This is a genomic window from Nocardia sp. NPDC059236, assembly GCF_042754085.1.
GTDB lineage: Bacteria > Actinomycetota > Actinomycetes > Mycobacteriales > Mycobacteriaceae > Nocardia.
Genome location: NZ_JBHZAF010000040.1, coordinates 1 through 22,690, shown reverse-complemented (window position 1 = coordinate 22,690; position 22,690 = coordinate 1). Strand labels below are relative to the sequence as shown.

Here is a 22,690-nt window from a genome sequence, read left to right as displayed (position 1 = left end):
GGAAAGGCCCGCCGCCGCTGGGGTCTGGGGTTACGGCCCGGTGGTCACGCCGTCGTCGAGGTAGCGGTACGCCTTGACGCCGCTGGAATCCTTGAATGCCTCGATCGTGATGTCGAACTTGGCGAGTTCCTTGGAGGTCATCTTGCCCTCCTTGACTTCACTGATCTTGGCGTTGGGCAGCACGATGCGCAGCTTCTTGCCCTCATGGGCCATGTCGAAAATCCAGGACCGGCGCGGCAGCACCGAACCCGTTTCCTTCACGGTGATGAGCGTTCCAGCCGAGGCGGTCGGAGCGGTCACTGTGATGTTGTCCGGGCCGAACACCTCCCCGAGGACGTCGGCGTCCCACACCGAGTACAGGCTCAGGCCGAAGCGGACCGAGTGCTCGCTCTGGAGCTGGGCGATGATGTCGCCGAACCAGTCCTTGATGGAGTCGGACTTGCGGTCACCCTGTGGGTCGAGGCCGTCCTCGGACACGTATCCGAGCTTGATGAACGCGGCGCCGGGGGCGGCCGATGAGGTGCTCGGCAGGGTGGTGCCGAGCGGGGCGACGAGGATTCCGCCGGTGACGGAATTCGGTGCGCCAGCGCCGATCCACTTGCTATCTGCCACAGACATGACAGTTCTCCCTTCATGTGGTGTCCCCGTGGGGATGTGAGATCTAGAGAGGGCGACCGGTGACGTGCAGCTCGGCGGTCACCAGATACCGGGGTGTGCCGGTGTTGGGGTCCTGGGACTTCGCGATGCCCATGTCGACGACCTGGTCGCACCACACGCCCGCGGTGAGGTAGCCGGGCGCGGCCGAGCTGAGCAGGGCCCGCACCTTGCCCGCGAGATCGGCCGCGAGGGGCTCGGTGGCGGCGTGGCATTCGAGGATCACGCGGGGCCGGTCGGTGATGGCGTCGCGTTGCGCTCCGCCGCCGTGGCGCACCACAACCGTTGCGGCCGGGCGCGGGTCGGGCATTTTCGTGGCGACCTTGGCCGTGATCCCGTAACCCGGGAGCGTGGCCTTACCCCAGGCAGTGACGACCGCCTCGATATCAGGGAACACGATGGGCGGCAGTGTCATCGGCCCGCGTCCAGCGACTTCAGGAGCGTGTGGTCTTCGGCATTGTCGCGAATCGCCTGCCACGTCGTGGTGACCACTGCGGCGCGGTCACGGGTCCGGCCGCGTCCGGTCACCGCCAAATAGCCCTCCTCGCCGGAACGGTCGCGGGCCTCCTTGGCGATCGCATCGGCGCGGTCCTTCAGGAACGCGGCGACACCGGGAGCTCGGCGGATCTGTTCGAACGCATCGAAGTTGAAGCGCACGCGGATTGCCATCAGCCGTCCACCCTTCGCAGATTGACCGGACGAACACCGGGTGACCACCACGGGCCGTGGTCGTAGTCCTCGGCAATGCCGATCGCCTCCCACTGGCGGCCCTCGATGGTGAACCGGTCCCGATGCGAGACCTCCTCGGCCACAGCAGAATCGAGCACGAGGACCAGGTCCACGATCAGCCGATCGTGTCCTGCGAGAATCGGCTCGGATGAGTCTGGCGTCCACCAAAAGCTCTGCACTGGAACCGGATCGGCCCACGTGTCGATCGGGTTGCCATGCGAATCCTCGGCGCCAGGCACATAGACCTGGTGCCCGACGGTGTAGGGCAGGGGGAAGCTACTCATACAGCGGCATCCCGGCGAGATCGGCGCCGCAATCGCAGTAGTTCGCGCCGAGGTCCAGCGCGCACGCCTCGGCGTGAGTCGTCGACATGGCGGCGGTGCGGCTGAATGACCACGCCTTGCCCGCGTCGACGCTTGCGCAGATGTCCTGCAACTGCTTGATTTCGCTCGGCCAGTAGAGATTCCGGCGCGTGGTGTCGACGGTCTGACCGAACGGTCCGGCCGTCTTGGTGGTGACACTGCCAGCGCCGACGTCGGCCCACCGCAGCACCGCACCGCGAATGATGGCCTTCGCCGCGGCCTTCTGCTCGTCGGTGAGGTCACCGAGGGTCTTCAGGCACGGGGCGCTCAGCTTGGCCATGGCCTCGGCGTCCGCAATCATCGCCAGGGCCTTCGGCTCCGGGATGGTCGCGAACGGCGCGAGGTCGGCCGGTTGGATGAAATCGCCCACGGTGCCCGCCTATTCCTTGGTGGCCTTCGCCGCCCGCCGCGGCGGTGCAGCCTTGGCCGGGGCCTGGTCGATCGGTTCCCATTCGCGCCCCAGCTGCGCGGCGGTCTCGTCGTCGACCGAAACCACCACGCCGCTGTGCGTGTTTCGAAGCCGTGGCATTAGACGGCGTCGATGATCTTGCAGAAAGCGTTCAAATCGGCGATGCCCCAGCCGTAGACAACCTCGGCGCGGAATGCCACCTGGTTGTTGCGCTGCAGGTCGCCGCCGCCGTCGGGGTCGCCGTACTCGATGACCTTCAGGCCGATGGACTTCTGCACACCCCAGCGGATACCGCTGAAGTCGCCCACGAACGCCTTCACGTTGGTGGCCGCGGCAGCGATGCCGATAGCGCCCACGGTGTCGGACACCGAGCTGTTGTGGTTCTCCAGGCGGCCGGCCGGGGCGGTCGCGTAGGCGAGATCCGGGTACAGCTTCTGCTCGGAGGTGGCGTTGCGCAGGCCGCCGAACTTGGACGCGAAGTCCGGGTTCAACGCGATGTCCTTCGGGTTGTAGCCGCCCGCGAGGACCAGCACATCGGCCGCGTCGAGGTTGGCGTACGGCTTGTCGGTCGGGCCGATCTCCACGGACTTGGTGGTGTCGGTCAGCTTCTCGGTCATGGCCGCCACCGCGGCGCCACCGGTGGGGTTGATGCCGTGGTACACACCGAAGTCCAGCGCACGCGACAGGGCGGGCTGGATCAGGTCCAAGACCTGCTGCACCACGCCCATCTGGTGGTCGGAGTCAGCCCACATGACCTCGTCGGTCCACCGCACGGTCTTGTGGAACTTGAAGGGCTTGACGGTCTTGGTGGTGCTGGTGATGGTCGATCCGCCCTTGTTCGCACCCTCACCGACGTACTCGGCCTCGCCGATGGTGAACGTCATGGAGTTGCCGGTGCCGAACTTCATCGCCAAGGAGTTCGACAGGGTGGCGATGGACGAACCGAACTTCACCTTGCCCAGCCAAGGGTCAAGGATCTGATTCGGGATGGTGAGGCTCGAGGTAGTCAGCACGGCCATGGCCGGTGCTCCTTTCCGCTATTCGCTGTTGCCGAAGACTTGGCGCGTGAACGCGGCCATTTCGTCGTCGGCTGCTTTGGGGTTTCGTCCCTCACGGGGGACTCGGTTGGACTTGCGCGCACCCATGTCCACCAGCCCGGCGACCTGCTTCAACAGCAGCTCCGGATTGCTCGCGGTGAGGTACAGCTCCGCCTGGTCTTCGGGGATCTTGTGCAGCGTGACCAGGTGCTCGCGCAGGGCATCGGCGACCTTGGACGGGATCGAATCCACCTCGGCCTGAGCTGCGGTCAGCTTGTCGGCCGCCCGCTCCGCCTCGGTCTTCTGCGCGTCCTTGATATCGGCCAGTTCCTTTGCGGCTCCGGCGTTGTCCTTGGCCCGCTTCTCCCAATCGCGCGACTTCGACTTCCAGAAATCCACCGTTTCAGTGGGTTTCGGTGCGGTCTCGCCGCTGTCGGCATCGGCTCCGGCGCCCGCCCCCTCGAGGGCCGGGTGTCCGCCGTCCTCCGAGCCGCCCAGGATGGGCCAGATCGGTCCGCGGCGTGTCCATCCGATCGCCCGGAGGCCGGTGTGCGGATGGATCGGGAGGGTGTTGCGCATAGTGATTCCCCATTTCGGGTAGGTCCCTGCCGTTGCGGCAGGGGAAGTCAACGGGCGCCGAGGTTCTCGCGCATGTGGGCGAGCACGGCCTTCGGGTCGATCGCTCCGTATCGGCCCTTTTTCTTGGTCTCGCGGCTCGCGACGATGTACGCCTCGTCCCACTTGCGCACGTAGTCCGGCGGGTCGTACTCCTCGCCCGGGCGGACCTCGACGGCCACGCAGTTGCAAAAGTCGTGATAGCGGTCGCCGAGCGCCTGCGTGCCGCGGGTCCGCTTGCCTCCAGCGGCCGTGTGGCCGTTCACCCGCGAGTGCCCGGCCGCGCGGGCCCGGCGGTCGGCCAGCGACATTTCCTTGCCGCGCCCGACCACCCGCTCGGCGGCGGCTTCGCTGGTATAGACCGCACCCCGGGAGGCCATCAGGGCGCAGAACGCGCACGCGTCCGCGCGTGCGTGCCGTGCCCAGCGCGCGCCCTCGGCGTCGACGTTGTCGAAGATGGTTTGCCGCGCCGCATTCCACGTCGACCGCTGCAGCGTGCCCTGCAAACGATCCAGGCCGATCAGCCCGGTTCCGCCGAGCGCCCACTCTGCGGATGTCGTGAGCGCCTCGACGACCGGCAGCGGGCCAGGCACGGGCACAAACGTTGTCGTCGAGGGCGATTCGGCGTACCAGGCCGCAGCCATCTCGGCCGCCAGGGCGGCGTACTCGGTCGCCAGGTCGGGGAATGCGTCGATCATGTACGCGGCAAAGTCGCCGGACGCGAGCTCTTCGGCCTTCGTCCACAACGCGTTCAGGTCTGCCGTCGCCTCGCGGTCGAGCGCGGCCATGATCAGCCGTCGTTCGTCCACGGTGACGGTCATTGCGCCGCCGCCGGGCCCTGGCCAGGTGCTGCGGCCGGATTCGCATCGGCCGCCGCTGTGCGCCCGGCGAGCCGATCACTGAGCGCGATCGAGGCGCTGGCGCGGCGGCGCTCGGACAGGGCTTGTCGGATCTGCTGATCGGTCAGGCCGAGCAGCTCCAGGCCCACCGAAGTTTCAGCCAGCCACGGCACTGCGGTGATCTGCTTCATGCCCGCGTCGGCCTGCGCCGCCCGGGACAGGTAGACCGGGCTGCGCCACTTCGTGTCGATCGAGGACCATTTGGCCGGCACTTCGTCCATGCCGATGCCGTTCTGAATCGCCAGCGCGCGAATCATGGACCGGCGGAACGGCCTCGCCCAATCATCGGTCGCCCCCTCAGCTTCGGCGATGAGATCCTCACGCGAAGCGATATACGAGTCTGCGGAAGTCGGGTTGCTCATGTCCGAAACGCCCAGGGACGTAAGCGGAATCGAGGTCTCGCCCGAGAACAGCTGGGCCTGCTGCTTCAGCATATCGAGGTGAGGTTGCGGAGTCTCCGCGGCGATCTCGTGGACCTCGGCGCGGGGGTTCGTCGCCTCGTCGTCGTCCGGAATGCCGTTGATCCGGCCCATCATGACCTGCCACACGGTCTTCTGGCTGCCGTCGGCGTTCTTGAACACCGACTCGTCAGCACCCAGAATCAGCAGGTCCTTGAAGCTGTAGATGTCGGCGTGCGCCTCCATGCGGGTCACGGTCCGCAGGGCTGCGCGGTGCAGCGACATGACGGCGCGGGATATCCGCGAGGATCCGAACGGCCGTCCGTCCTCTCGCGGTTGGTACGCCACCACCTCGGCGGGAACGCCCCACTTGTGGGGCTGACGTTCCACCTGCCACTCGCCGCTCTTGTCCCAGTCGGCGGTGATCGTGAGCCCGTCCAGGTACAGGGCGAACGATGTCACCGCGGCCGCGTCGCCGCCCCGCTCACCGCGACCGGTAATGGACAACAGGTTGTCAAGCTGGCGAGTGCGCGCGTTCCATTCGCCCGTCGCGTTCAGGGCGTCCTTGACATGGATCAGCGACTTCGGTTCGCCGGTGTCGCCCTCGGTGTTGATCAGGAACGAGCACGAATGGATCAACGATGACGTGATCGCGCTGTTGGAAACGCTGGCGAAATTGTTCTCATCCAGCACGGTGTCCAGGCCAAGAGTCGCTAGGTCGCCGTCCGTCCACACGAAACCGTCCAAGTTGCAACGGCGCGCCAGGATGTCCACGGCCTTCGCCGACCAGCCGAGGACAATACCGATCTTGAAGTACTCCGGCGGAACGGGCGTCATGCTGCGCGTGAGCGCGTACTTGCCGTCGTAGTAGCAGGCGCGCAGGAAATTCCGCTTCGCCTTCTTGTCCAGCTGGTCCAGCAGCAGGCCGAGAATCATGTTCTCGTCCTCGTCCAGCTTCTTGAGTTGGAGAGTCTCGCTCATGCCGGGGCGGCCCTCCTCGAGGTGCTGGCGCGCTTGGCGCGGGTGGATGTGGTCGTGGTCTTCGTGGTCGCGAGCGCGCCGAACAGGCTGAGGGTCAGGCTCACAATCGGTGCGATGTAGGACGTCTCGTCCTCCTGGTCCCAGCCCCAACCGCCGGCCTTGCCGATCGGCCGCTTGCGCGCGTCCTTGACAGCGGTGGCGGTGGCTTCCTGGTCGGCGTGGGTGAACCGGCCGATTTTTGACTTGCCCACGATCTGCCCGCACGCCTTCGCCATGTCGGGGCCGCTGGTGACGATCACCCTGCGCCCTGCGGCGCGGAGCCGCGGCGCGAACTCTGCGGCCGGGGACTTGGAGTCCATGACGATCGGGATCTTGCGGCCGGCGCGCGCACACATCCACGCGAACGCGGCGTCGGAATCCACGCCCGCCCAAATCTCCTCGGCGTGCGCGTTCTCGCCGTCGAGCCAGCACGCCGATATCGAGATGTGGCGGCCGTGGGACATGTCCACCGCCAGGGCGCGAGGCTTGACTCCATCGTCCGGGCCGGGCGCAGCCATGGACTTCCACAGGCGCTCCGACCAGACCGGGCGCAGCCGGTCGAGGTCGTCCCAAATGCCAAGAGCCTCGCGCGCCCACGAATCCTCGTTCTTCAGCTTCTTCCGGAGCCGCAGCATCGCGCGTTCCGAAGTCCGGTGCGGGAACGACGGATTCGCCTTGCGCCACTGCTCCCGATCCATCGGATCCGAGCCGCGGTCAGCAGAGAACTCGATGTACAGCGTGCCGTCGGACTCGCCGTCCAGTGCCTCTTGGCGGGACAGCAAGAAGAACTCGCCCTTGTCCTGCGGGCGGGGCGGGGTGCCCATGACGAAGCACAGGGGGTTCTGGGCGACGTTCTGGGCGGCGCCCATGTTCTCGAGCGCCTGCAACGAAAGGTGCTGGCCCTCATCGAAAACCAGGACGTCGACATCAGTTCGACCGCGGCCGAATCCGGAGTCTCGGGCGCCGAACTCGATCTTCGATCCGTTGTTGAAGTAGATCGCCTCGTCGCCCTTGCCCTGCGGCATCTTGAAGATGTGCGGCTTGACCCTCGGGCGGCTCGCCATCTCCACGAGCTTCTCGTAGGTCTCCAGCGCGGTGTCTTTCACCTGCGCCGTCCAGATCACCCGAAGGCCCGGCTTCATCAGGCACAAGGCGAAGATGATGCAGGCCACCAGGTACGTCTTGCCCACCTGGCGCGGGATCGAGATGACGATCGTGTCCGAGGCGTATTCGCCGTCGGCGCGCAGCGAGAGGACGAGCATCGCCGCGCCGTCCTGCCAGCCGTCGAAATCCCAGCCGAGGCGGCGGCAGGTCTTGCGGACCGAAGGCCATTCGCTGGCAACGATTCCGCCCGGGGCGACGACGTGGCGAGCTACCTCCGACAGCGGCCGGCGGTCAGTAGCCAGTGCCATCCCAGGCTTCGACTTCGAGAGGCGCGACCACCGAGGCATCGGTCGATTCGGTGACCCGGCGCGATTCCTCTTCGGTGATCAGCTTGTTCAGCTTGTTCAACTCGTTGCTGTACTGCGGCCTCGTGTTCTCCGAGGCGTTGGTCAGCGACTCGGCGATGATCCGGCGCTGAGCCTTCATGATCGCGAGCACGTCCCCGGACTCCACCGCGTCGAGCAGGCCGAGGGGCTCGGGCTTCGGCTCGGGCTCGGCGCTCGCAACTGCCTCGCCAGAGGGGACAACCCTCAGTGGCGGCGGCTCTTTGCGGGTGCGGGATGTGCGGGCCATGGTGGGTCACCTCCTCGGGAGGGGGGAGGGGGGTCGGTCGGGGAGGGGACTTGGCTATGCCGGGAGGGCCAGGTCTGGCCGGCCGAGGGGTCACCCCCCCAGGGCTCCGGTCAATGCCGCGAGCCGCTCGGTCATGATGGCCACCTCATCGGCGTGGCTGGCTCGCCACTCGGCCCAGCTGGAATCGCTGAGCTTGTGCCTGAGCCAATCGGGCACGTCTTCAGTTGGGGCGAACGGCTTCATGCCACCGATGCACCGATCGCAGCGTTGCGGCATGTCATCGAGGTAGCCGATGTGGTCATAGCAGAAGTACAGACCGCATCCATGCTCACCACCGAACACGTCACCACCGCAGACATAGGCGAGGCCGCGGTGAATGTCAGCACCGCAGCCAGGGTGATCACAGCGTGCCGGTACGCCATACCCAACGTCTCGTCCCCAGTTCGCATCGAATCCGCAGCTGTAGCCCATCAGCCCTCCATGTCCGATGAGTGATGCATGCATCCGCACCATTCGTGCTTGCAGTCCCACATGCACGAGCACTCAGCATCCGTCATCGCTGCTCCCTCACCATGTCCGATCAGTGACGAACTCCCGAGGCCCATGCATCGCGCCGGCCTCGGGTTCCTTGTCGCTCTTCTGCCTGTTGCACCACCGATGCGATGGTTGGCAGTTGTCCAGTGTGTCCGTCCCGCCTTTGGCCAACGGGGTGATGTGGTCCACCTCGAATGACCCAGGGTCGGGTGTACGCAACGAGTAGTCGATCTCGCCATGACACAGCGCGCATGGTGGCTTACCCCGGCGTATCGCCGCGCGGTGCCGACTCTGGTTCGTCGTGCTGCGTTGCGCCATTGATGCCCTGCCTCCGCGTTGTCCATGCCTCGCCGATGGTCTGGTGATCAAGGCAGAACATCAGTGGGGCAACCGCGAGCACGCCAGTCGGCAGGACTGCGGACAACGGGAAGCGGATGCAGCTTGGTCGTGCACATGCCTCGCACCACAGGCCAGCCTCGGGAGTGCCGACCTGTAGTGCGACGGTCACGTACGACATGCTCAGTCCAGCTCGATCTCGGACTGGAACGCCAGTACCGATCTCGCGCCGGTCGAGTCCTTCAAGCCGATGTCGACCATGGCCGTGATGGTGTTGGTATCGGCTTCGGTGCACCGATCGAAGATCAGGCAGAACGGGGTTTGCGTTGCCTGCCCGAGCACGTTGGCAGGCAGAGGCAGGATGCGCAGTCTCATGGTTCAGTCCTCGGTCCGAAGGTCGAGCATGGTCAGTGGTGTGTGATAGTCGGTCCGGCCGCGGCACTGTTCAAGGCCGGCCCGAGTTCGTCCCACAGCTTGGAGTGGTCGACGTGCACACGGTCGAGAGTGAATCCACGGACAGAGCCGCGCGTGAGACCGCTGTAGTAGCGGAAGCGGATCCATCCGCCCGATGGGCAGGTGATTTGCTGACCGCCGTTGGTGACGTTCAAGCGCTCGCCGGTGCGCAGAAACTGCCGGGCGGCGTGGAGCAGGTGGGCGACCGCGTCACGATTCTCGGTGACGACGAGCACGCGGTGGCCCTTGCGCATGTCGACGAGGGCGGCGGCCAGGGCCAGGTTCAGAACGACGGACATCAGTGCGGCCCGAACATCCAGCAGCCCAACACGTTCGGCCACCGCAGCGGCAGCACCAGGATCGGGTATTTCAGGATCACAGTCAGCTCCTCTGCGGCCAGTTCCAGAAGCCAGCGCCATCGCCTTCGGATCGCGCGGGCGCCCAGTACTCGTCGGTGCCGTCGAGTTGCACCTTGAGATTCACCAAGTCGCCCCGAGTGCGCACGATGAGGGCCGGGTAGACGTCGCCCGCGCGGGTCGGGTTGCCGTAGTGGGCGATGTATCCGGTGTCGGCGTAGCCCTCGGTTTGGCGGTGCTTAGCGAAGTCAACGCGGCGCTTGTTGATGGCCTCCGCGTCGTACTCGGTGAGGGTGTAGTGGACGATGCGCCCGATGGTGGGCTGCATCAGAAGATGGTGCTGAACAAGGCGGCACCGACGTTGATGGCGGCGCGGCCGACGAGCGACCAGTCGATGGCGTGGGCGACGGCGGACAGAGTGTCGACGAACATGGCTACTCCCGTTGGGGTTGTGGGTGGTGAAGCCCTGGACTCGCGCCCTGTGTCCGAGTGGAGCTTTATGGCGGGTGCAGGGAGTCTGGAAATGGCGAAGGCCGCGCACGGGATTCCGTGGCGGCCTTCATGATGTGGTGCTCGCTGCGCGTACAGTTCACGCGCTACGCGCTCAGCGTAGCACCGGTGGTGTCCGTAAGAAGATCACTGCTCGTCAGCTTGCTTTTGCGTGGCGGGTCCTGATCGGGATCCGCAGGTGTGCGTCGAGGACGTCGCCGACGGGGAACAGCAGCGGCCAGTCCGGTCGCCACGGCCCCGGGACTGGCCGGATTTCTTCGGCGTCCCGCAGCACGAAAACCCTTCGCCGGGTGAGGTTGCGATACTCCTCGCCGAGCTCCTGTGCGAGCGTGGCGATTCCGGAGGCACTGAGCGCCATCGCCCGAGCGTGCATGAGCTTGGCGTCGTCGACCACAACCTCGAAGGCCGGCGGGCACACGATCGCGTCGGCCTTCTTGGTGATGGCGTGCAGGTTCGGGTAGCAGTCTTCCGCGCCCTCGGTGCATGCGAGCGAGTAGATGTGCCGTTCCAGCCACAGCGCGAGACCTCCTGTGCCCGTGGGCCCCTGGTAGCCGATGGCCCGCTGTTCGCACACCAGTCGTACCCAGCTGACCAGCTCGGCGTGGAGCTTGTCGGCGATCTTGGCAGCGTCCACGTGGTACGGGAGCGGCTGACCGAAGACCTTCTGGGACTGTGACCCGCCTATCGAGCCGAGGCGGGCCTGTTTGGTGCGGGTGTGGTGGAGATCGGCAGCGAGGGCGGGGACTCTTCGCAGCAGCCGCCGCAGCAGCGGTAGCCGGTGGGGCTCGATGAAAGTGTCCATCGCGGTCTCTCCTGGGTCAGTTCTTCGGTGTGGCAGCAGCGATCTTGGCGAGGCGAGCGCGGGCCCACTCGATCGCGGCGGGGACTTCGCGGCGCATCCCGGCTATCGCATCGGCGACGGCCTCGGCCGGGAGCTCCACCGGTTCGGGCGGGGTTACGTGGAAGACCCCGAACACCACATCGAGGCAGTTGGACATCGTGGCGTCCAGGTAGCCAGCGATGTACGCCTCGGCGCGGGCGTCGTCGGCCTGCTCCAGCTCGGACGTGTGCGGCGGCTCGGTCCATGCGCAGTACGGGCAGTACCGGTGCGTGCGATGGAAGATCGGGTCGGGGCAGGTCTGATCAGGCATGGTTGGTTACCTCGGTTTCCAGGTGTTTTGCTACCGCCCTGCTGATTCGGGCGGCGCACTCGTACAGGTCGTATTCGCCAAGCACGTAGCCGTCGACAATCCAGCCAACGCGGCGAAGGATGGTTGCCCGAGAGTCAGCCACGGCCGATCACCTCCGCACCGCATTTCGCGCACACCCAGAGCTCGATATCGTTTCCGGCCAGTTCTTCGTGTGGGCAGCGGGCTTGCTGCCCCTGCCCCAGCTGCTCGAACGCGAGCCGACCGCGGGCGATCAGCCGTTCAACACGTCTCGAATTCCGGTGCAGCTCAGCCATGGACAGCCTCCCGCAGTGCCTCGATGGCTACGTGGAACCCTTCTGCGATGCCCAACTCTCCTGCGGTGCGGTGGTCGTTCTCCTCGACGGCCCATGCCTCGAACAGGTCGGTGACTCGATCCAAGCGCTGCTCCAGCTCGGCGGCGCGGGCCTCGGCTTCGCGGCGCAGCGTGTGCGGGGATGGTCCTCCTGCCCGGCGGACATGCACGACGTAGCCCGGCTGGTTGGCCGGGGATGCCGTGAACTCGACGTAGTTCTGCGCCTGGTCGTCGTCGAGCATCCGGCCGCAGGCAAGGCTCATGGCCAGCACGAGTTCCCGAGCCTGCTCGGTGGTGGGGACGGTGGTCAGGGTGGCGACGCCGTTCTCTGCGGCGAGGCTCTGGATGCCGAATTCGTCGGCGACCCGCTCGGCGGCCTCGTCGGCGATGCGGGCGAGGAGTGCCCTCACCAAATCCGGTGCGTCCCGCAGCATCTGCGCGTACGCGGTCAGTCCGTTACGGATGGAGATCTCGACATCCGGCGTTTCCTCAGCGGCGGACAGGAACGCGTGGCATGCGGCGATGAGGTCTCGGTCAACCACGGGCGGCCTCCTCGTAATTGCGCTCGAAGGCGTCCGCGGTGAGCGAGAAATACACACCGGCCAAGAGGATGATCCAATTGCCGGGGCATACGCCCTGCCACGTCTGGTGGTGCCCGATGAGCAGCTGCCCGGACTCTTCGGGGTCGTCGGTGCGGTCCTCGGGGTCGACCGGCTGGAATGCGCCGGCGGTCCACGCGGTGAGGGCCGACGCGTTGTCGCCGGTCCACTGCATCGCTTCGACCTCGCGCACTCGGGTCCGGAACTTACGGGGCTGCTCAGCCACGGTTCACCCCCGGCTCCCACAGCACGACGACCCTCTTGAAGCGATTCAGCAGACCGTGGCTGTTGTAGCGATCACGCAGGAACGGCGCTGTCCACAGCCGTCCACCCTTCGCGCCCAAGAAATCGAGCAGCTGCCACGGCGTCGCGGTGCCAGATGGTGCGATTGAGACCACGACCGTGCCTACAGGCAGCGCATCGAGTTCCTCGGCGGTCGCGATGACGCGGGCGGGTGGACGCCAGCCCGATTCGAGAAGGCTCGCGGCGACCTCGCGCTCGTCCGCGCCGTCGCCGCTCTCGCCTGGCTCGCGCATGGCGTCAGCGAGGTCGACGGTCAGCAGGTCGAGTGGGTCAGGCATGGTCGTTCACCTCGGCTACATCCAGGGCGTGCTGTACGTGAGCCACGGCGCGCTTCCAGCCGCACGACACTGGGCCGTCGGTCGGATAGGCATCGCAGCGTGGATGCGCGGCGAGAGCTGTGCGGACTGCCTCGACGGTGGCCTCCAGCTCGGTGATGCGGGCGAGGGCCTGCTCCAGCTCGGCGCGGCTGGCAAGGCGATCGGCTTCGTAGATGCGCTCGAACAGGGCGGGCGGGTACAGGTGAAAGCCGTTGCCTTCGTGCACGATCCACTCACCGAGGTAGACGCGCTCGAATCCGCCGAGCGCGGTTTGGATCGACAGTGCTGGCATTCCGGCTTCGTCGGTGATCCGGTACCGGTGCGCCGGGAGCCACGCGATGACGTCCATGGTCGTCTCGGCGGTGTACTGCATCGCTTCGACCTCGCGGGTACGGGTGCGGAACTTGCTGGCCTGGTCAGACATTGGTGGTCTCCCATGCGGCGAGGGGTGCGACCGCGGCGAGGTACGCCTCGCGAAGGTCGTCGCCGCCGGAGCCGTAGGTTTCGTACGCCCGGCCGCGGCCGTCGGTGTCCTCGAACAGGGCCGGGTCGGCCGCGCGGATGTCGGCGAGGGCCTTGCGGTAGGCGGCGAGCTCGGCGCGGGCCTCGTCGCGTTGAGTCTTGCGAGTCAACGCGATGTCACGCCATTCGTGGAAGAGGTGGATGTTCCACCTCAGCTTGTCGAGCAGCGGGCCGAGGTTGAGCCCTGCCCACTCCGCCAGGTCGAAAGCCTGCCCACTGGTGAGCAATTCACCGGGCGCGGGCAGCAGCCGCTGCCCTTCGGCGATGAGGTCTCGGTCAGGCATGGTGTCTCCGTTCATGTTTGGGCCGTAGGTGGTCATGGCTGCCCCACAGCGGTCGAGCGGCCGGTCATGCGCACCAGGCAGGGAATCTTCTGCCCAAGTCCGGTCGCAGCGATGCACGGGTCGCCCACTGCGGCACCGCAGTTCGGGCACGGCCGGTCGACCGCGCCACCGATGTCGTACGCGGCCCTGACGGGATCGCCAGTCGCATTGATCGGCAATCCGGAGTACCGACCCTGCCCGGCGGGCAGCGCTGCGTCAGCGTGGATCTCAGCGGCCTTGTCGCGTTCGGCGCGCTGGCGGCGCGATTCGCGGGCATGGTGCAGCAGGTCGCCGATGCCGATCGTGCGGCCCTCGGTCTCGGCTTCGTAGTAGCGGATCACGCCCTCGACGAGGTCGGGCGTGTCCAGTTCCCACCGCTCGACGCTCTCGGCCCATGCGGCGAGCCGGGCCTCGTCGGCGTCGCCGAGCTTGTCGTCATAGATGCGGGCGCGCGACCATGCCGAAGCGGCGGCGCGCATGGCGCTCTGGCTGGCTGCGATCTCAGCCATGAGTCACTCCCTTCGAAATCAGGTTTTCTGCGATCTGCATTGCGTCCAGGGCGCGTTCTGACGGCTTGCTGCGTCCGCGCTGGCGGCGGCTCGCGCGATTGCCGACACTGTTGGCCTTGTGGACGAAATTCGGTATCTGCGTGGGCGACCAGGAATCCGAGTCGGTCCACGCCTGGAGTCCCTCAGCGATGGCCGGCGGCGGGATTCCGGCCTTGAGGCACTTGTCGATCTCGACACCGACCTTGGTGAGCACACCGGACTCGAGCGGCGTCGACAGCGACTCGGAGAACGCGACGGCGATCTCGTGTGCTTCGGCGCTGCGCGCGGTCGCGTTGAGGCGCTGCGCGATCTGCGCCCCTCCCCCGCCCGCTTTCGCGGGCACGAGCGCAAGTGAGGTGGTCCGGTCGGCGGGGGGACGGGGGGTTTTATCTGTTCCCCTGTTCCCCTGTTCCTCTGTTCCAGTAGCGAGGGTCTCGTTAGGTTCTCGCGAGGGTGTAGTTACGGTCTCGCGAATGACGGCATTCTCGCTGGTAGGGAGCGGATAGCGCGGCTTGTTCGGGTTCACTACTCGCTGGTGCTTCGGCCAGCCGGTGATGAACAGGAACGCCTTGCCGTCCACCGAGTACCGCTGAATCAAGCCTCGCTCGACGAGCGAATTCAGGGCCGTGGAGACTCTATTGAGAGTCTCGTTAGGGTCTCGTTCCATGTCGCTCGCGAACAGGTCTGCGCAAATCGAGGCGAGCTTGTCGAGGCCGACGCCGTTGTCATCCACGTACGACCACAGACCGATGAACACCAGCCGGTGATGCCAGTCCAGCGCGTCGATGTCGTCGGAGCGCCAGAACTCGGGCTTGATAGACCGGATTCGCATCTGGCCGTCCTCCTTTCGTGTGTCAGCGCAGTTCGTCGGGGCCGAACATCGGGTAATGGGATTCGTCGATCTGGCGCTGCAGCTCGGCGCCGGCCTGCCGCCGCGCCTGCGCAGCGGCAGCGCGGGCCTGCGCGGGCGTGGTCTTCTCGCTGCACTGGTAGCGGCCGCGTGGCCCGGTCCATTCGGCAGGCGTGCAGCCCTGCACGGCGAGCATGACGAGTGGGCAGTCGTCGTTGTCGTCGTTGACGCACCGGCGCGAGTCGTTGCCCGCGCCCATGCAGGCATTGAATTGCCAGATCTCCCACTCGGTGCTGTTCGAGAACGGCGACCCTTCACGGGCCGCCGCCTCGTACTCCTCGAAGGACTTCATGGCCGCCTGGACGGCGGGATCGTCAGGCCGGCCGACTCGACCGCGGCGCGAATGTGCGCGCCGAGGCGGGCGTCGTTGGTCTGATCGGCGAGCCCGATCTCTCGGAAGGCCTTGCCCATGGCCTGGTCTTCTGCGAGCTGCAGCTCGACCTTGCGGCGAAGGTGCGGAAACGACTCGTCGAACAGCCCACCAAGTTCCAGCGACCCCAGTTCGGAGACCACCGACCGCACCAGCACGAGGGCGTTGATTTTGTCTACGGCACTGCGGATTTCAGGCATCGGCGCTCACCTCGACCTTGCGAAGATCGGCCAGCAGCGCATCGGCCTGGTCCGCAGACACATGGACGTCACGTCCACCGCTGCCCTTGGTCGGGCCGACGATTCCGGCCTGCTCCATCTGGTCCAGCAGGCGACCGGCCTTGCCGTATCCGATGCGCAGCTTGCGCTGCAGCATCGACGCCGATCCGAACTGTGCGCGCACCACCAGCTCGACCGCACTCACATACAAGTCGCGGTCGTCGCCGAGATTGTCGGGCGTGCTCGCGGACACGGCCGGGTCGGTCGGATCGGCCTGCGGAACGCGTTCGGGCGGTGTCGCAGCGACGATCTGAGGCAGGCGTGCCGACCACCGCTCGGCGTACGCACGAGCCTTGTCCCTTTCCTCATCGAACAGCGATTGCGGGACCATCGCGCCGAGGAACGAATCGCCGCATCGAATGAGCATCGTTTGCGTCCCCTTCATCAGGCCCCGGCGGGTCTCGACGGCCAGCCGCTCGCCGTAGGCTCGCGCGGCGTCTTTCCAACGGGACAGTTGGTCACCGCTGATCGTCATGTCGCCGATGTCGACGACCGTCACGAGCTGCCCGGAATGGGCGTGCTCGATCAGCTTCGGCACCACGTTGAGTGCGTCCTCGGTGGCCAGGCGCGGGAACGAATACTCGCGGCCGACACCGATATTGAGCCCCGAGCAGTCTTTGGCGGTGACCTGCTCGGCGTCGATCTCGAACCGCAGTAGGTATTGCGGGCTGTCGCCACTGTCCTTGCCAGGGGCATGGAAGATTGACAAGATCTCGGCCACGTCATCGCGCAGCAGCTCGACGATTTCGACGGGCTCGCCGTCGTGCTCCCAGACCGACACGTCCGCGAGAGCCGCGGTGAATCGGTCTGTCGCGGACACCGTCATGTGCTCGGTGCCGATCGTGAGGCGGATGCGATTGATCTCGGGGAAATCCTTTTCGGTGCTCGCATGCACACGCACCGAGGCCAGGGCCTGGCGCAAGTCGGCAGTGCCGACCGTGATCGTGGTCGCGCTCATTCCGGCCGTCCTGTCGTGGTGGTGGTGAGGCCGAGTACCGCGCGGACCTCGGCGCGGGCCTGCCTGGCCTCGTTGACGTCCTCGATCACGTTCGAGTTGAAGGCCGCAATGACATTCGCCTTACGCAGCTCGTTGACCAGGTCGGGTAGCACACCGAGGTGTTCCCCGACGGCGAGCATGGCGCGAGCGGTGGCCTCGCCGACGATGGTCAGCGAGTACGCGCCGAGGTCGGCGCCCGACAGTTGGCGCAGGGCGCGGACAGCTTCGGCGTGGTGGTCGGTGCTCATTCCGCACCATCCTCGGCCGGGGTCTGCTCGGCACCCTCGAGGTCGGCCTGCGTGGTGGCCCAGTCCTCGGTGGCCTCGGCGACGCTGTCGAGCTCGAACGGCTGCTCGAGGCGTTCGAGCAGGCGGATGGCCTCGCCGCGGGTGATGTCCTCTGCTGAGGCGATCTCGCGGCCGAGGAATGTACCGGCAGCGATCAGCTTGTTGCTGTCGTCCTTGATGCCCTGCTCGTTGAACAGGCGCGCGATCTTGCGCTGTTGAATCCGGGTCGACGGCGGATCGATCTCGGGAGAGCCCTCAGCCGATTCTGTGACCTGCGCGGGTTCCGGTTTCACGCTCGGATTCGAGACCTGGATCTCGGTGGCCGGCGTCCACGTCTTGACCACAACCGCCGGTTCTGTCGGGCCGCCCGCTGCGGCGTGCGCCTCGGCGTGCGACACCCGCTCGGACTGCACGCGTACCGGCTCGGGCTCGCTCTCGATGTCCTCGACGGTGCGCGGGATGCCGAGCAGCACATCAGGTGCGAGGCGGCGGCACACCTCGGCGGCGGCCTTGGCCCACAACATGTTCTCGGGCTCGGTGATGTACTTCTCGTTCCCGATGAGATTGCCGTTCTTGTTCACGGCGTAGACCCCGGTGCCGGGGTCGATCTTCGGGACATAGCCCGCCTGGTCGGCGCGCTCGATCGTCCACGTGCTGACCTCGGACTCTTTACGATCGGGAGACCAGCCCTGGAATACGACGCGCCCAGGCCCTGTTTCGATCGTGTCGAATCGGAATCCGCGGTTCTTGAGCAACGCGACCATGGCCCGGGCATAGATCGCGGGCATGCCGTGCACGACGAAGATCTGCTGCAGCGATTGCAGCGGATGAAAGCCCAGTTCGGCCCCATGCAGGATCGCGACCGTCGCCGCTTTCGGGTTGCCCTGGTAGAACTTCGGGACCATCGGCGTCATGCAGACGGTGTCGGCGAATTCCCGCGCGGCAGCCATCGCTTTGAGGTAGCGGGTCAGGGTGTCGAACGGGTCGAGTGCGGACGGGACGAGGGTGCCCTCGACTGGCTCGACGGCGGCAATTGCAGTGGTCACCTGTACTGCTCCTTCTTGAATTCCCAATCAGGGAGGTCGATTTGATGGCGTCCGGGGCCGTGGCCGAGGTGCGGCCGCGGGTCGGTTTCGATGTAGGTCGCGTACTTCTCGAGGGCGCGGCGGGCGATGTCGCGGCCGAGGTCGACGACTCGCGGTTTGAGCTCGTGCACCGCGACGAGGTGAGGCGGGCGTTTCGCGACGGCGACGAACACGAACTCGTCGAGCGGCGTACCGGCCTCGTCGAATGTCTGCTCGTACCAGGGCTGTTGGACGTGGTAGCCGAATCGCCGGACCTCGTCACGGAAGTCGCGCGGGCTCGACGACTCGCAGGTCTTGAGGTCCGCCGCCGTCCGCTTGTGTATCCAGTCGGTGCGGGCGCGCATCATCACGCCCGTGATCGGGTCGCGGCTGTAGGCGCTGAGCTCGGGCAGGCCCTCGGCGAATATCGGCCCTGCCTCCGGGTCGTTGAGGACGGCCTCGGCCATGTCCTCGGCGACCTTGATCTGCCGCGACAGCAGCGGCACCTCGCCGCGGGCCCGAATCGCCTTGCGCCGCTTCTGGTCGGCGGGTTTCTTCCAGTCCTGGGCCTTCACCTCGACGATGCGCGCGCCGACCCCGAGGACCAGCGTGTGCACTGCGGTGCCCATCTCCATTTCGGCAGTGACCTCGCGTGTTTCCGGGTTGTCGCGCTCGACCAGCCACTCGGCCGGGGCGATGTCGAGCAGGCGACGGGCACCGCTGGACGACAGCGACGTCCGGTCACCGTGATAGACCGACTCGGGCACACCGGAATACACACCCGGCACGGTCGGGGCCGTCATGCGGGCACCGCCGGCAGTGGCACGCGCTTGATCGCTGCGACGGTCTCGGCCGTGGCGTAGCGCTGGCGACCGCCGTCGCGACGGCACAAGCTGTGTGCGGTGGTCCGGTTGATACCGGCGCGCCTCGCGAGCCCGCGCGCCGATTCGCCGGAATCGAGCAGCGCGTCGATATGCGGCCACATGATCGTTGCGTCGGCCAGACCCTGTCTGCACTCGGGGCAGGTGGTTGTCTTCGCGAAGCGCTTGCGGCCTGGCGTGAATTCCTTCCCGCAGACGTCGCACTCGACCGGCACGGGCTCGGCGACGTCCTCGACGTCCGGCGTCCAGCTCGGATCGAGCCATCGGCACAGTTCGTCGCGCTCGGTCGCTACGTCGAACCCGGCCCAGATGCCGTACTGCTCGACCTTTCCGCGCTCACCGCACTCCCGCCGGACGGGGCACTGTTCACACAGTGCCTTCGCGTCCTCGGCGTCGGCGCTTCCGGGCAGCGCCCACCACAGTTCGGGGTCGTACTGGCGGCAGGTGGCCGAGGTGAACGCGTCCGGCTTGGGCGGCTCCAGTGGTGATTTCCTCACGCGACCACCTGCCAGGGGTCGGCGTCCCAGCTTGCGCCCTCGTCGTCGAGGGTGTCGGCCTTGCCGGTGTCCGAGCAGCAGGGGCCGCCCTCGCCCTCGCACACCGGGCAATCGACCACGATCGCGGTCGGGGCGAGCAAGTCCTGTACCAGGATCGATAGCCCCACGTACAACACCCACCCGAGGCCACCAAGAACAAGGGCGCGGGCGGCGAGGTTCAGCAGCAGATCAGACATGGCTTGCGTCCCCCATGCCGAGCGGGCGACGGAAATCGACCATCCGACCGCACACGCAGCCGTCCGGAGGGCGGGTCACGTTGACGAACGTCGTGGGCAGGTCTCCCAGCCAGTCCGCGCGAGCCTGCGCGACGTGGTCATCGCACACGTAGACGTAGGCGTCGAGACTGCCGTGGGCCCTTCCGTCACGGGGGCTGTATCCCTCGACAGAGCGCGTGGCCAACTGGTCGCAGGTCCCGACCTTCGAGAAGATGCTCCTGCGCTGGTGGCGCGGAATATTCCGACTAGACATCTCGTACACTCCTTGGTGTTCCTAGTGGGACAGCGCCCGCCGAATTGCCCTCGGCGGGCGCACTTGGTTAGTGGGATGACAGGCCGCCGGGCGCGGACAAGGGACCGCCCGCGCCGGGCGACCTGAACCCCTGATCGGTGCCAGGGGACGATTCGCGCGCCACAACGACGACGGCGCAGATTGTGAGGACGGGCGTGCGTCGCATCATGCGGCGGCCCTCGTGTCGGTCTTGGCTACCGGCTCAGCGAATGCCCGGCGGATCGCATGCTGTTGCGCGGCAGACAGTTTCGGCGCGCGCTCGAGTTGCTCCTCGACCCATGCACGTTTGCGGGCCGCGTAGGCGGCGCTGTTCATGCGGCCAGTTCCCGCGTGAGATCCGTTACCGAGCAGCTGAGAACCGGCGCGATAGCCGCGAGTTCACGAATCTTGAAGTGGCCTTGCGTAAGGCGCTTGAGGAGTACGGGCTTGGTGATGCCGGCCGCCGCCGCGAGCTGGTCGAGATCGACCGAGGCCGACGCCATCCCGCTGAGAATGTTCCTGGCAACCAAACTGTCGGTTTGATCCATACGGATTAACCTATAGATCCGTTTGGATCAATGTCAAGCCCATAGCTTGCGCGAGTATTGCTGCGCCTGGTCAGCGCGGACATGTTTGACGTTTGGTCCAAAAGGACCAAGAATGGACCTCATGCACGCAGACGAAAGCACCAGCCTGACGGACATCGATGCCGTCGTCGGTGCCCAGCTAAGACACCAGCGAGACAAGCGCAGGATGACGCGCGCCGAGGTCGCGGCACTGAGCGGGTTGTCACCCGTGACAATTCAGCGACTCGAGGGCGGTAGTCGATCCGCCGACGTACAGCAGCTCGCCGCCCTCGCCGGCGTCTACGGGTTGACACTCCACGGGTTCATGACCATGGCACTCAAGGGGACTGCATTCAGCAATCAAGCCAAATCCGAATAGGGTCGACGCCCGCCCACAGGGCGGCGACGACCCACTCGGCCACAGTCAGATTTCCAGCAATCAGGCGGCGTTCAGCATCCGCACCGAGTAGCGGTAGAAGTGTCGTGAGATCCCGCGTTAGAAGCACGGCCAGCAGTCGCTCCGGGCTTGTGATATCGACGGGCACCTCGACAGTCATCGTTCCACCTCGCTACGCAGGAGAGTTGGCGCTGCACTTGCCGCCCCGAACCAGCAACCGCCTCGACAACCGAACTATGCCCGAACATACATTCGATTCCTGTCAAACGAAAGTAAACATCTGGCAAAGAGGTAATCGGGGCGCGAGCTACTCGTGCCAGTCGATCTCGATTCCCTCGGTACGAAATCCCCTGCCCTTCGGGCCTGGATAGATGGTGATGTCCATCAGGTTCGAGATGATCGCGCGCTGTCGGTCACGGTCGAGGCTGAGGAATGCCGCACCAACATCATCGGCCCCGACAACGCCCGCGAAAACTTGGTGCCGGGTCGCGTCGATGATCAGCGAATCGGCCTCGGCGATCTTGGCCTTGATTCGCTCTGTCGCCGTTCGCAGTTGGGACGCGGTGAGGTCGCCGTCCGCGAATTCGACCGCGAGCGCGTCGAGCCGCTTCTCGTACCCGGCGGCCTGCGCGCGAATTTCGTCGAGGTCGGGGCGGTCGCGGGCGAGCACCAGCTCGACGGCGTCGGGTTTCGACAAGCGGCCGACTACCAAGTCGGTGATGTGGTCGTCGAGGGCGAGCTGATTACGGGACAGAAAGCACGCACGACACCGGTAAGAAACGCCATTCGACCCAACGGCGGTACCGAATCGCGTCCCGTCGTCGCACCGGCCGCAGCCAGGAATGCGCGTCAACATGTACTTCCCTCGGCCACCCGAACCGACAGCACGGCGGCCGGCCCTGGAAAGGTGCGCGTGCACGGCAGTCCAAGTGCTCGCGTCGACGAGCGCCGGCGCTTCGGAATCCGCGACGATCTCACCGCGGTACTCACGCTTCCCGGCATACTGCGGCGACTTCAGCAGGCGGCCCACAACCGACGACACCCACTCGTTGCCGAGCGACGTCTTGAGTCCGGCCTCGTTCCACTGCTTGGCGATGCTCCACAGCGTGACGCCTGCGAGCAAGTCCTCGTAGGCGGCGCGCACGATTGCGGCCTCGACCGGGTGCGGCTCACCGCTCTCGGTGTAGCCGAAGGTCCGGCGGCCCGGCCCGCGCTTGCCCATCCGTGCGCGCTGGGCATTCGCTTCGACCTGCCGTGCGCCCTTCCTCTCCGTCTCGGCTTTCGCCACAGCTCCCTTGATCCGCGCGAACAGCCTGCCATTGTCGGTGGACAGGTCCACGTCGCCGGTGACCGAGGCGAGTAGCAGCCCGTGCCGGTCGGCGAGGTCGATCAGGTACTCGAGCTCGACCGGTCGGCGGTATAGGCGGTCGAGATCCCATACCGCGATTGCCTGAATCTTCCCGGCCTCGATGTCCCGCAGCATCCGCTCATAGGCTTCACGTTTGCCGCGCGTGGCCGAGGTGTCGTTGTCGACGTACTCGACCGGATTGAGCCAGCCGCGAGCGGTGCATAGATCGAGGCACGGACCGCGCTGCCGTGAGATCGCGAGCAGGTTCTTGTCACGGTCTAGCGATTGGCGAAGGTAAATCGCTGCCTGAATGCCGACCAGCGGGGCGACGGTGGGGTTTCGCATAGCTGGATAATACGTGCAACCCCTACCGTCTCGGGGCAGA

General features: G+C 66.4%; 40 protein-coding genes. 1 reads left to right on the top strand and 39 read right to left on the bottom strand.

The window, feature by feature from the left end; translation table 11 throughout:
- Window positions 1–30: 30 nt before the first annotated feature.
- From ACFXIV_RS46315 to ACFXIV_RS46135, 37 genes are all read right to left on the bottom strand, one after another.
- Window positions 31–618 (bottom strand): hypothetical protein, encoded by a 588-nt coding sequence (locus ACFXIV_RS46315; protein ID WP_379403997.1) that lies wholly within the window; start codon window positions 616–618, stop codon window positions 31–33.
- A 43-nt stretch (window positions 619–661) separates the two neighbouring features.
- Window positions 662–1,069, bottom strand: a complete 408-nt coding sequence (locus tag ACFXIV_RS46310) for a hypothetical protein (RefSeq protein WP_379403998.1) — start codon at window positions 1,067–1,069, stop codon at window positions 662–664.
- Window positions 1,066–1,323 (bottom strand): hypothetical protein, encoded by a 258-nt coding sequence (locus tag ACFXIV_RS46305; protein ID WP_379403999.1) that lies wholly within the window; start codon window positions 1,321–1,323, stop codon window positions 1,066–1,068. The genes ACFXIV_RS46310 and ACFXIV_RS46305 overlap by 4 nt, the downstream gene beginning before the upstream one ends.
- Window positions 1,323–1,667 (bottom strand): hypothetical protein, encoded by a 345-nt coding sequence (locus ACFXIV_RS46300; RefSeq protein ID WP_379404000.1) that lies wholly within the window; start codon window positions 1,665–1,667, stop codon window positions 1,323–1,325. The genes ACFXIV_RS46305 and ACFXIV_RS46300 overlap by 1 nt, the downstream gene beginning before the upstream one ends.
- The gene (locus ACFXIV_RS46295) at window positions 1,660–2,115 is read right to left on the bottom strand and encodes a hypothetical protein (protein WP_379404001.1); all 456 of its coding nucleotides are present in this window, start codon (window positions 2,113–2,115) and stop codon (window positions 1,660–1,662) included. The genes ACFXIV_RS46300 and ACFXIV_RS46295 overlap by 8 nt, the downstream gene beginning before the upstream one ends.
- 158 nt (window positions 2,116–2,273) lie before the next feature.
- Window positions 2,274–3,173, bottom strand: coding sequence for a phage major capsid protein (locus ACFXIV_RS46290; RefSeq protein WP_379404002.1), 900 nt, complete (start codon window positions 3,171–3,173; stop codon window positions 2,274–2,276).
- Between the two features lie 18 nt (window positions 3,174–3,191).
- Window positions 3,192–3,770, bottom strand: a complete 579-nt coding sequence (locus ACFXIV_RS46285; RefSeq protein WP_379404003.1) for a hypothetical protein — start codon at window positions 3,768–3,770, stop codon at window positions 3,192–3,194.
- 47 nt (window positions 3,771–3,817) lie between these two features.
- Window positions 3,818–4,627 (bottom strand): hypothetical protein, encoded by an 810-nt coding sequence (locus tag ACFXIV_RS46280; RefSeq protein WP_379404004.1) that lies wholly within the window; start codon window positions 4,625–4,627, stop codon window positions 3,818–3,820.
- Window positions 4,624–6,084, bottom strand: a complete 1,461-nt coding sequence (locus tag ACFXIV_RS46275; RefSeq protein ID WP_379404005.1) for a phage portal protein — start codon at window positions 6,082–6,084, stop codon at window positions 4,624–4,626. Before ACFXIV_RS46275 ends, ACFXIV_RS46280 begins: the two co-directional genes overlap by 4 nt.
- Window positions 6,081–7,535 carry a terminase gene (locus tag ACFXIV_RS46270; RefSeq protein WP_379404006.1) on the bottom strand — a complete coding sequence of 485 codons (1,455 nt, stop codon included), beginning with the start codon at window positions 7,533–7,535 and terminating at the stop codon, window positions 6,081–6,083. Before ACFXIV_RS46270 ends, ACFXIV_RS46275 begins: the two co-directional genes overlap by 4 nt.
- Window positions 7,519–7,860, bottom strand: a complete 342-nt coding sequence (locus ACFXIV_RS46265) for a hypothetical protein (RefSeq protein WP_379404007.1) — start codon at window positions 7,858–7,860, stop codon at window positions 7,519–7,521. The genes ACFXIV_RS46270 and ACFXIV_RS46265 overlap by 17 nt, the downstream gene beginning before the upstream one ends.
- Window positions 7,861–7,950: 90 nt before the next feature.
- Complete coding sequence (locus ACFXIV_RS46260; protein WP_379404008.1) at window positions 7,951–8,403, bottom strand: hypothetical protein; 453 nt, start codon at window positions 8,401–8,403, stop codon at window positions 7,951–7,953.
- Between the two features lie 24 nt (window positions 8,404–8,427).
- Window positions 8,428–8,712, bottom strand: coding sequence for an HNH endonuclease (locus ACFXIV_RS46255; RefSeq protein ID WP_379404009.1), 285 nt, complete (start codon window positions 8,710–8,712; stop codon window positions 8,428–8,430).
- A 201-nt stretch (window positions 8,713–8,913) separates the two neighbouring features.
- Window positions 8,914–9,105 carry a hypothetical protein gene (locus ACFXIV_RS46250; protein WP_379401502.1) on the bottom strand — a complete coding sequence of 64 codons (192 nt, stop codon included), beginning with the start codon at window positions 9,103–9,105 and terminating at the stop codon, window positions 8,914–8,916.
- Between the two features lie 32 nt (window positions 9,106–9,137).
- Window positions 9,138–9,524, bottom strand: coding sequence for a hypothetical protein (locus tag ACFXIV_RS46245; RefSeq protein ID WP_379404010.1), 387 nt, complete (start codon window positions 9,522–9,524; stop codon window positions 9,138–9,140).
- A 40-nt stretch (window positions 9,525–9,564) separates the two neighbouring features.
- Window positions 9,565–9,867, bottom strand: coding sequence for a hypothetical protein (locus ACFXIV_RS46240; RefSeq protein WP_379404011.1), 303 nt, complete (start codon window positions 9,865–9,867; stop codon window positions 9,565–9,567).
- 318 nt (window positions 9,868–10,185) lie between these two features.
- Window positions 10,186–10,851 (bottom strand): hypothetical protein, encoded by a 666-nt coding sequence (locus tag ACFXIV_RS46235; RefSeq protein WP_379404012.1) that lies wholly within the window; start codon window positions 10,849–10,851, stop codon window positions 10,186–10,188.
- A gap of 16 nt (window positions 10,852–10,867) precedes the next feature.
- The gene (locus tag ACFXIV_RS46230; RefSeq protein ID WP_379404013.1) at window positions 10,868–11,200 is read right to left on the bottom strand and encodes a hypothetical protein; all 333 of its coding nucleotides are present in this window, start codon (window positions 11,198–11,200) and stop codon (window positions 10,868–10,870) included.
- A 134-nt stretch (window positions 11,201–11,334) separates the two neighbouring features.
- A complete protein-coding gene (locus ACFXIV_RS46225) occupies window positions 11,335–11,514 on the bottom strand; it encodes a hypothetical protein (RefSeq protein WP_379404014.1) in 180 nt (59 codons plus the stop codon).
- Window positions 11,507–12,094 (bottom strand): hypothetical protein, encoded by a 588-nt coding sequence (locus tag ACFXIV_RS46220; RefSeq protein WP_379404015.1) that lies wholly within the window; start codon window positions 12,092–12,094, stop codon window positions 11,507–11,509. Before ACFXIV_RS46220 ends, ACFXIV_RS46225 begins: the two co-directional genes overlap by 8 nt.
- The gene (locus tag ACFXIV_RS46215) at window positions 12,087–12,377 is read right to left on the bottom strand and encodes a hypothetical protein (RefSeq protein ID WP_379404016.1); all 291 of its coding nucleotides are present in this window, start codon (window positions 12,375–12,377) and stop codon (window positions 12,087–12,089) included. Before ACFXIV_RS46215 ends, ACFXIV_RS46220 begins: the two co-directional genes overlap by 8 nt.
- Entirely contained in the window at window positions 12,370–12,732 is a 363-nt protein-coding gene (locus ACFXIV_RS46210) for a hypothetical protein (protein WP_379404017.1), read from the bottom strand. The genes ACFXIV_RS46215 and ACFXIV_RS46210 overlap by 8 nt, the downstream gene beginning before the upstream one ends.
- The gene (locus ACFXIV_RS46205) at window positions 12,725–13,195 is read right to left on the bottom strand and encodes a hypothetical protein (protein WP_379404018.1); all 471 of its coding nucleotides are present in this window, start codon (window positions 13,193–13,195) and stop codon (window positions 12,725–12,727) included. Before ACFXIV_RS46205 ends, ACFXIV_RS46210 begins: the two co-directional genes overlap by 8 nt.
- Window positions 13,188–13,577 (bottom strand): hypothetical protein, encoded by a 390-nt coding sequence (locus ACFXIV_RS46200; protein WP_379404019.1) that lies wholly within the window; start codon window positions 13,575–13,577, stop codon window positions 13,188–13,190. The genes ACFXIV_RS46205 and ACFXIV_RS46200 overlap by 8 nt, the downstream gene beginning before the upstream one ends.
- 32 nt (window positions 13,578–13,609) lie before the next feature.
- Entirely contained in the window at window positions 13,610–14,125 is a 516-nt protein-coding gene (locus ACFXIV_RS46195; RefSeq protein WP_379404020.1) for a hypothetical protein, read from the bottom strand.
- On the bottom strand, window positions 14,118–14,996 hold the full coding sequence (locus ACFXIV_RS46190) for a hypothetical protein (RefSeq protein WP_379404021.1): 879 nt from the start codon (window positions 14,994–14,996) through the stop codon (window positions 14,118–14,120). Before ACFXIV_RS46190 ends, ACFXIV_RS46195 begins: the two co-directional genes overlap by 8 nt.
- Window positions 14,997–15,018: 22 nt before the next feature.
- Entirely contained in the window at window positions 15,019–15,366 is a 348-nt protein-coding gene (locus ACFXIV_RS46185) for a hypothetical protein (protein ID WP_379404022.1), read from the bottom strand.
- Window positions 15,363–15,644: a hypothetical protein gene (locus ACFXIV_RS46180; RefSeq protein WP_379404023.1), complete on the bottom strand. Its 282-nt coding sequence runs from the start codon at window positions 15,642–15,644 to the stop codon at window positions 15,363–15,365. Before ACFXIV_RS46180 ends, ACFXIV_RS46185 begins: the two co-directional genes overlap by 4 nt.
- On the bottom strand, window positions 15,637–16,680 hold the full coding sequence (locus ACFXIV_RS46175; protein ID WP_379404024.1) for a DNA translocase FtsK: 1,044 nt from the start codon (window positions 16,678–16,680) through the stop codon (window positions 15,637–15,639). Before ACFXIV_RS46175 ends, ACFXIV_RS46180 begins: the two co-directional genes overlap by 8 nt.
- On the bottom strand, window positions 16,677–16,967 hold the full coding sequence (locus ACFXIV_RS46170; RefSeq protein WP_379404025.1) for a hypothetical protein: 291 nt from the start codon (window positions 16,965–16,967) through the stop codon (window positions 16,677–16,679). The genes ACFXIV_RS46175 and ACFXIV_RS46170 overlap by 4 nt, the downstream gene beginning before the upstream one ends.
- Window positions 16,964–18,052 (bottom strand): hypothetical protein, encoded by a 1,089-nt coding sequence (locus tag ACFXIV_RS46165; protein ID WP_379404026.1) that lies wholly within the window; start codon window positions 18,050–18,052, stop codon window positions 16,964–16,966. Before ACFXIV_RS46165 ends, ACFXIV_RS46170 begins: the two co-directional genes overlap by 4 nt.
- Window positions 18,049–18,873 (bottom strand): PD-(D/E)XK nuclease-like domain-containing protein, encoded by an 825-nt coding sequence (locus ACFXIV_RS46160; RefSeq protein ID WP_379404027.1) that lies wholly within the window; start codon window positions 18,871–18,873, stop codon window positions 18,049–18,051. The genes ACFXIV_RS46165 and ACFXIV_RS46160 overlap by 4 nt, the downstream gene beginning before the upstream one ends.
- Window positions 18,870–19,448, bottom strand: a complete 579-nt coding sequence (locus tag ACFXIV_RS46155) for a WhiB family transcriptional regulator (protein ID WP_379404028.1) — start codon at window positions 19,446–19,448, stop codon at window positions 18,870–18,872. The genes ACFXIV_RS46160 and ACFXIV_RS46155 overlap by 4 nt, the downstream gene beginning before the upstream one ends.
- A complete protein-coding gene (locus ACFXIV_RS46150; RefSeq protein ID WP_379404029.1) occupies window positions 19,445–19,684 on the bottom strand; it encodes a hypothetical protein in 240 nt (79 codons plus the stop codon). Before ACFXIV_RS46150 ends, ACFXIV_RS46155 begins: the two co-directional genes overlap by 4 nt.
- Window positions 19,677–19,976 (bottom strand): hypothetical protein, encoded by a 300-nt coding sequence (locus tag ACFXIV_RS46145; protein ID WP_379404030.1) that lies wholly within the window; start codon window positions 19,974–19,976, stop codon window positions 19,677–19,679. The genes ACFXIV_RS46150 and ACFXIV_RS46145 overlap by 8 nt, the downstream gene beginning before the upstream one ends.
- A 204-nt stretch (window positions 19,977–20,180) precedes the next feature.
- On the bottom strand, window positions 20,181–20,330 hold the full coding sequence (locus ACFXIV_RS46140) for a hypothetical protein (protein WP_379404031.1): 150 nt from the start codon (window positions 20,328–20,330) through the stop codon (window positions 20,181–20,183).
- On the bottom strand, window positions 20,327–20,542 hold the full coding sequence (locus ACFXIV_RS46135) for a helix-turn-helix domain-containing protein (RefSeq protein ID WP_379404032.1): 216 nt from the start codon (window positions 20,540–20,542) through the stop codon (window positions 20,327–20,329). The genes ACFXIV_RS46140 and ACFXIV_RS46135 overlap by 4 nt, the downstream gene beginning before the upstream one ends.
- 112 nt (window positions 20,543–20,654) lie before the next feature.
- Between ACFXIV_RS46135 and ACFXIV_RS46130 the strand changes: the two genes are divergently transcribed.
- Window positions 20,655–20,939 (top strand): helix-turn-helix domain-containing protein, encoded by a 285-nt coding sequence (locus tag ACFXIV_RS46130; protein WP_379404033.1) that lies wholly within the window; start codon window positions 20,655–20,657, stop codon window positions 20,937–20,939.
- On the opposite strand, the gene ACFXIV_RS46125 is transcribed toward ACFXIV_RS46130, so the two are convergent.
- Window positions 20,914–21,117 (bottom strand): hypothetical protein, encoded by a 204-nt coding sequence (locus ACFXIV_RS46125; protein ID WP_379421476.1) that lies wholly within the window; start codon window positions 21,115–21,117, stop codon window positions 20,914–20,916. The genes ACFXIV_RS46130 and ACFXIV_RS46125 overlap by 26 nt on opposite strands.
- A 147-nt stretch (window positions 21,118–21,264) precedes the next feature.
- Window positions 21,265–22,650 (bottom strand): recombinase family protein, encoded by a 1,386-nt coding sequence (locus ACFXIV_RS46120; protein ID WP_379404034.1) that lies wholly within the window; start codon window positions 22,648–22,650, stop codon window positions 21,265–21,267.
- Window positions 22,651–22,690: the final 40 nt, after the last annotated feature.

Bases quoted from the DNA above. Each gene is read 5' to 3' on its own strand.
- ACFXIV_RS46315 (WP_379403997.1), bottom strand. From the start codon at position 618: ATGTCTGTGGCAGATAGCAAGTGGATCGGCGCTGGCGCACCGAATTCC.
- ACFXIV_RS46310 (WP_379403998.1), bottom strand. From the start codon at position 1,069: ATGACACTGCCGCCCATCGTGTTCCCTGATATCGAGGCGGTCGTCACT.
- ACFXIV_RS46305 (WP_379403999.1), bottom strand. From the start codon at position 1,323: ATGGCAATCCGCGTGCGCTTCAACTTCGATGCGTTCGAACAGATCCGC.
- ACFXIV_RS46300 (WP_379404000.1), bottom strand. From the start codon at position 1,667: ATGAGTAGCTTCCCCCTGCCCTACACCGTCGGGCACCAGGTCTATGTG.
- ACFXIV_RS46290 (WP_379404002.1), bottom strand. From the start codon at position 3,173: ATGGCCGTGCTGACTACCTCGAGCCTCACCATCCCGAATCAGATCCTT.
- ACFXIV_RS46285 (WP_379404003.1), bottom strand. From the start codon at position 3,770: ATGCGCAACACCCTCCCGATCCATCCGCACACCGGCCTCCGGGCGATC.
- ACFXIV_RS46280 (WP_379404004.1), bottom strand. From the start codon at position 4,627: ATGACCGTCACCGTGGACGAACGACGGCTGATCATGGCCGCGCTCGAC.
- ACFXIV_RS46275 (WP_379404005.1), bottom strand. From the start codon at position 6,084: ATGAGCGAGACTCTCCAACTCAAGAAGCTGGACGAGGACGAGAACATG.
- ACFXIV_RS46270 (WP_379404006.1), bottom strand. From the start codon at position 7,535: ATGGCACTGGCTACTGACCGCCGGCCGCTGTCGGAGGTAGCTCGCCAC.
- ACFXIV_RS46265 (WP_379404007.1), bottom strand. From the start codon at position 7,860: ATGGCCCGCACATCCCGCACCCGCAAAGAGCCGCCGCCACTGAGGGTT.
- ACFXIV_RS46255 (WP_379404009.1), bottom strand. From the start codon at position 8,712: ATGGCGCAACGCAGCACGACGAACCAGAGTCGGCACCGCGCGGCGATA.
- ACFXIV_RS46250 (WP_379401502.1), bottom strand. From the start codon at position 9,105: ATGAGACTGCGCATCCTGCCTCTGCCTGCCAACGTGCTCGGGCAGGCA.
- ACFXIV_RS46240 (WP_379404011.1), bottom strand. From the start codon at position 9,867: ATGCAGCCCACCATCGGGCGCATCGTCCACTACACCCTCACCGAGTAC.
- ACFXIV_RS46235 (WP_379404012.1), bottom strand. From the start codon at position 10,851: ATGGACACTTTCATCGAGCCCCACCGGCTACCGCTGCTGCGGCGGCTG.
- ACFXIV_RS46230 (WP_379404013.1), bottom strand. From the start codon at position 11,200: ATGCCTGATCAGACCTGCCCCGACCCGATCTTCCATCGCACGCACCGG.
- ACFXIV_RS46225 (WP_379404014.1), bottom strand. From the start codon at position 11,514: ATGGCTGAGCTGCACCGGAATTCGAGACGTGTTGAACGGCTGATCGCC.
- ACFXIV_RS46210 (WP_379404017.1), bottom strand. From the start codon at position 12,732: ATGCCTGACCCACTCGACCTGCTGACCGTCGACCTCGCTGACGCCATG.
- ACFXIV_RS46205 (WP_379404018.1), bottom strand. From the start codon at position 13,195: ATGTCTGACCAGGCCAGCAAGTTCCGCACCCGTACCCGCGAGGTCGAA.
- ACFXIV_RS46200 (WP_379404019.1), bottom strand. From the start codon at position 13,577: ATGCCTGACCGAGACCTCATCGCCGAAGGGCAGCGGCTGCTGCCCGCG.
- ACFXIV_RS46195 (WP_379404020.1), bottom strand. From the start codon at position 14,125: ATGGCTGAGATCGCAGCCAGCCAGAGCGCCATGCGCGCCGCCGCTTCG.
- ACFXIV_RS46190 (WP_379404021.1), bottom strand. From the start codon at position 14,996: ATGCGAATCCGGTCTATCAAGCCCGAGTTCTGGCGCTCCGACGACATC.
- ACFXIV_RS46185 (WP_379404022.1), bottom strand. From the start codon at position 15,366: ATGAAGTCCTTCGAGGAGTACGAGGCGGCGGCCCGTGAAGGGTCGCCG.
- ACFXIV_RS46180 (WP_379404023.1), bottom strand. From the start codon at position 15,644: ATGCCTGAAATCCGCAGTGCCGTAGACAAAATCAACGCCCTCGTGCTG.
- ACFXIV_RS46175 (WP_379404024.1), bottom strand. From the start codon at position 16,680: ATGAGCGCGACCACGATCACGGTCGGCACTGCCGACTTGCGCCAGGCC.
- ACFXIV_RS46170 (WP_379404025.1), bottom strand. From the start codon at position 16,967: ATGAGCACCGACCACCACGCCGAAGCTGTCCGCGCCCTGCGCCAACTG.
- ACFXIV_RS46160 (WP_379404027.1), bottom strand. From the start codon at position 18,873: ATGACGGCCCCGACCGTGCCGGGTGTGTATTCCGGTGTGCCCGAGTCG.
- ACFXIV_RS46150 (WP_379404029.1), bottom strand. From the start codon at position 19,684: ATGTCTGATCTGCTGCTGAACCTCGCCGCCCGCGCCCTTGTTCTTGGT.
- ACFXIV_RS46145 (WP_379404030.1), bottom strand. From the start codon at position 19,976: ATGTCTAGTCGGAATATTCCGCGCCACCAGCGCAGGAGCATCTTCTCG.
- ACFXIV_RS46140 (WP_379404031.1), bottom strand. From the start codon at position 20,330: ATGAACAGCGCCGCCTACGCGGCCCGCAAACGTGCATGGGTCGAGGAG.
- ACFXIV_RS46135 (WP_379404032.1), bottom strand. From the start codon at position 20,542: ATGGATCAAACCGACAGTTTGGTTGCCAGGAACATTCTCAGCGGGATG.
- ACFXIV_RS46130 (WP_379404033.1), top strand. From the start codon at position 20,655: ATGGACCTCATGCACGCAGACGAAAGCACCAGCCTGACGGACATCGAT.
- ACFXIV_RS46125 (WP_379421476.1), bottom strand. From the start codon at position 21,117: ATGACTGTCGAGGTGCCCGTCGATATCACAAGCCCGGAGCGACTGCTG.
- ACFXIV_RS46120 (WP_379404034.1), bottom strand. From the start codon at position 22,650: ATGCGAAACCCCACCGTCGCCCCGCTGGTCGGCATTCAGGCAGCGATT.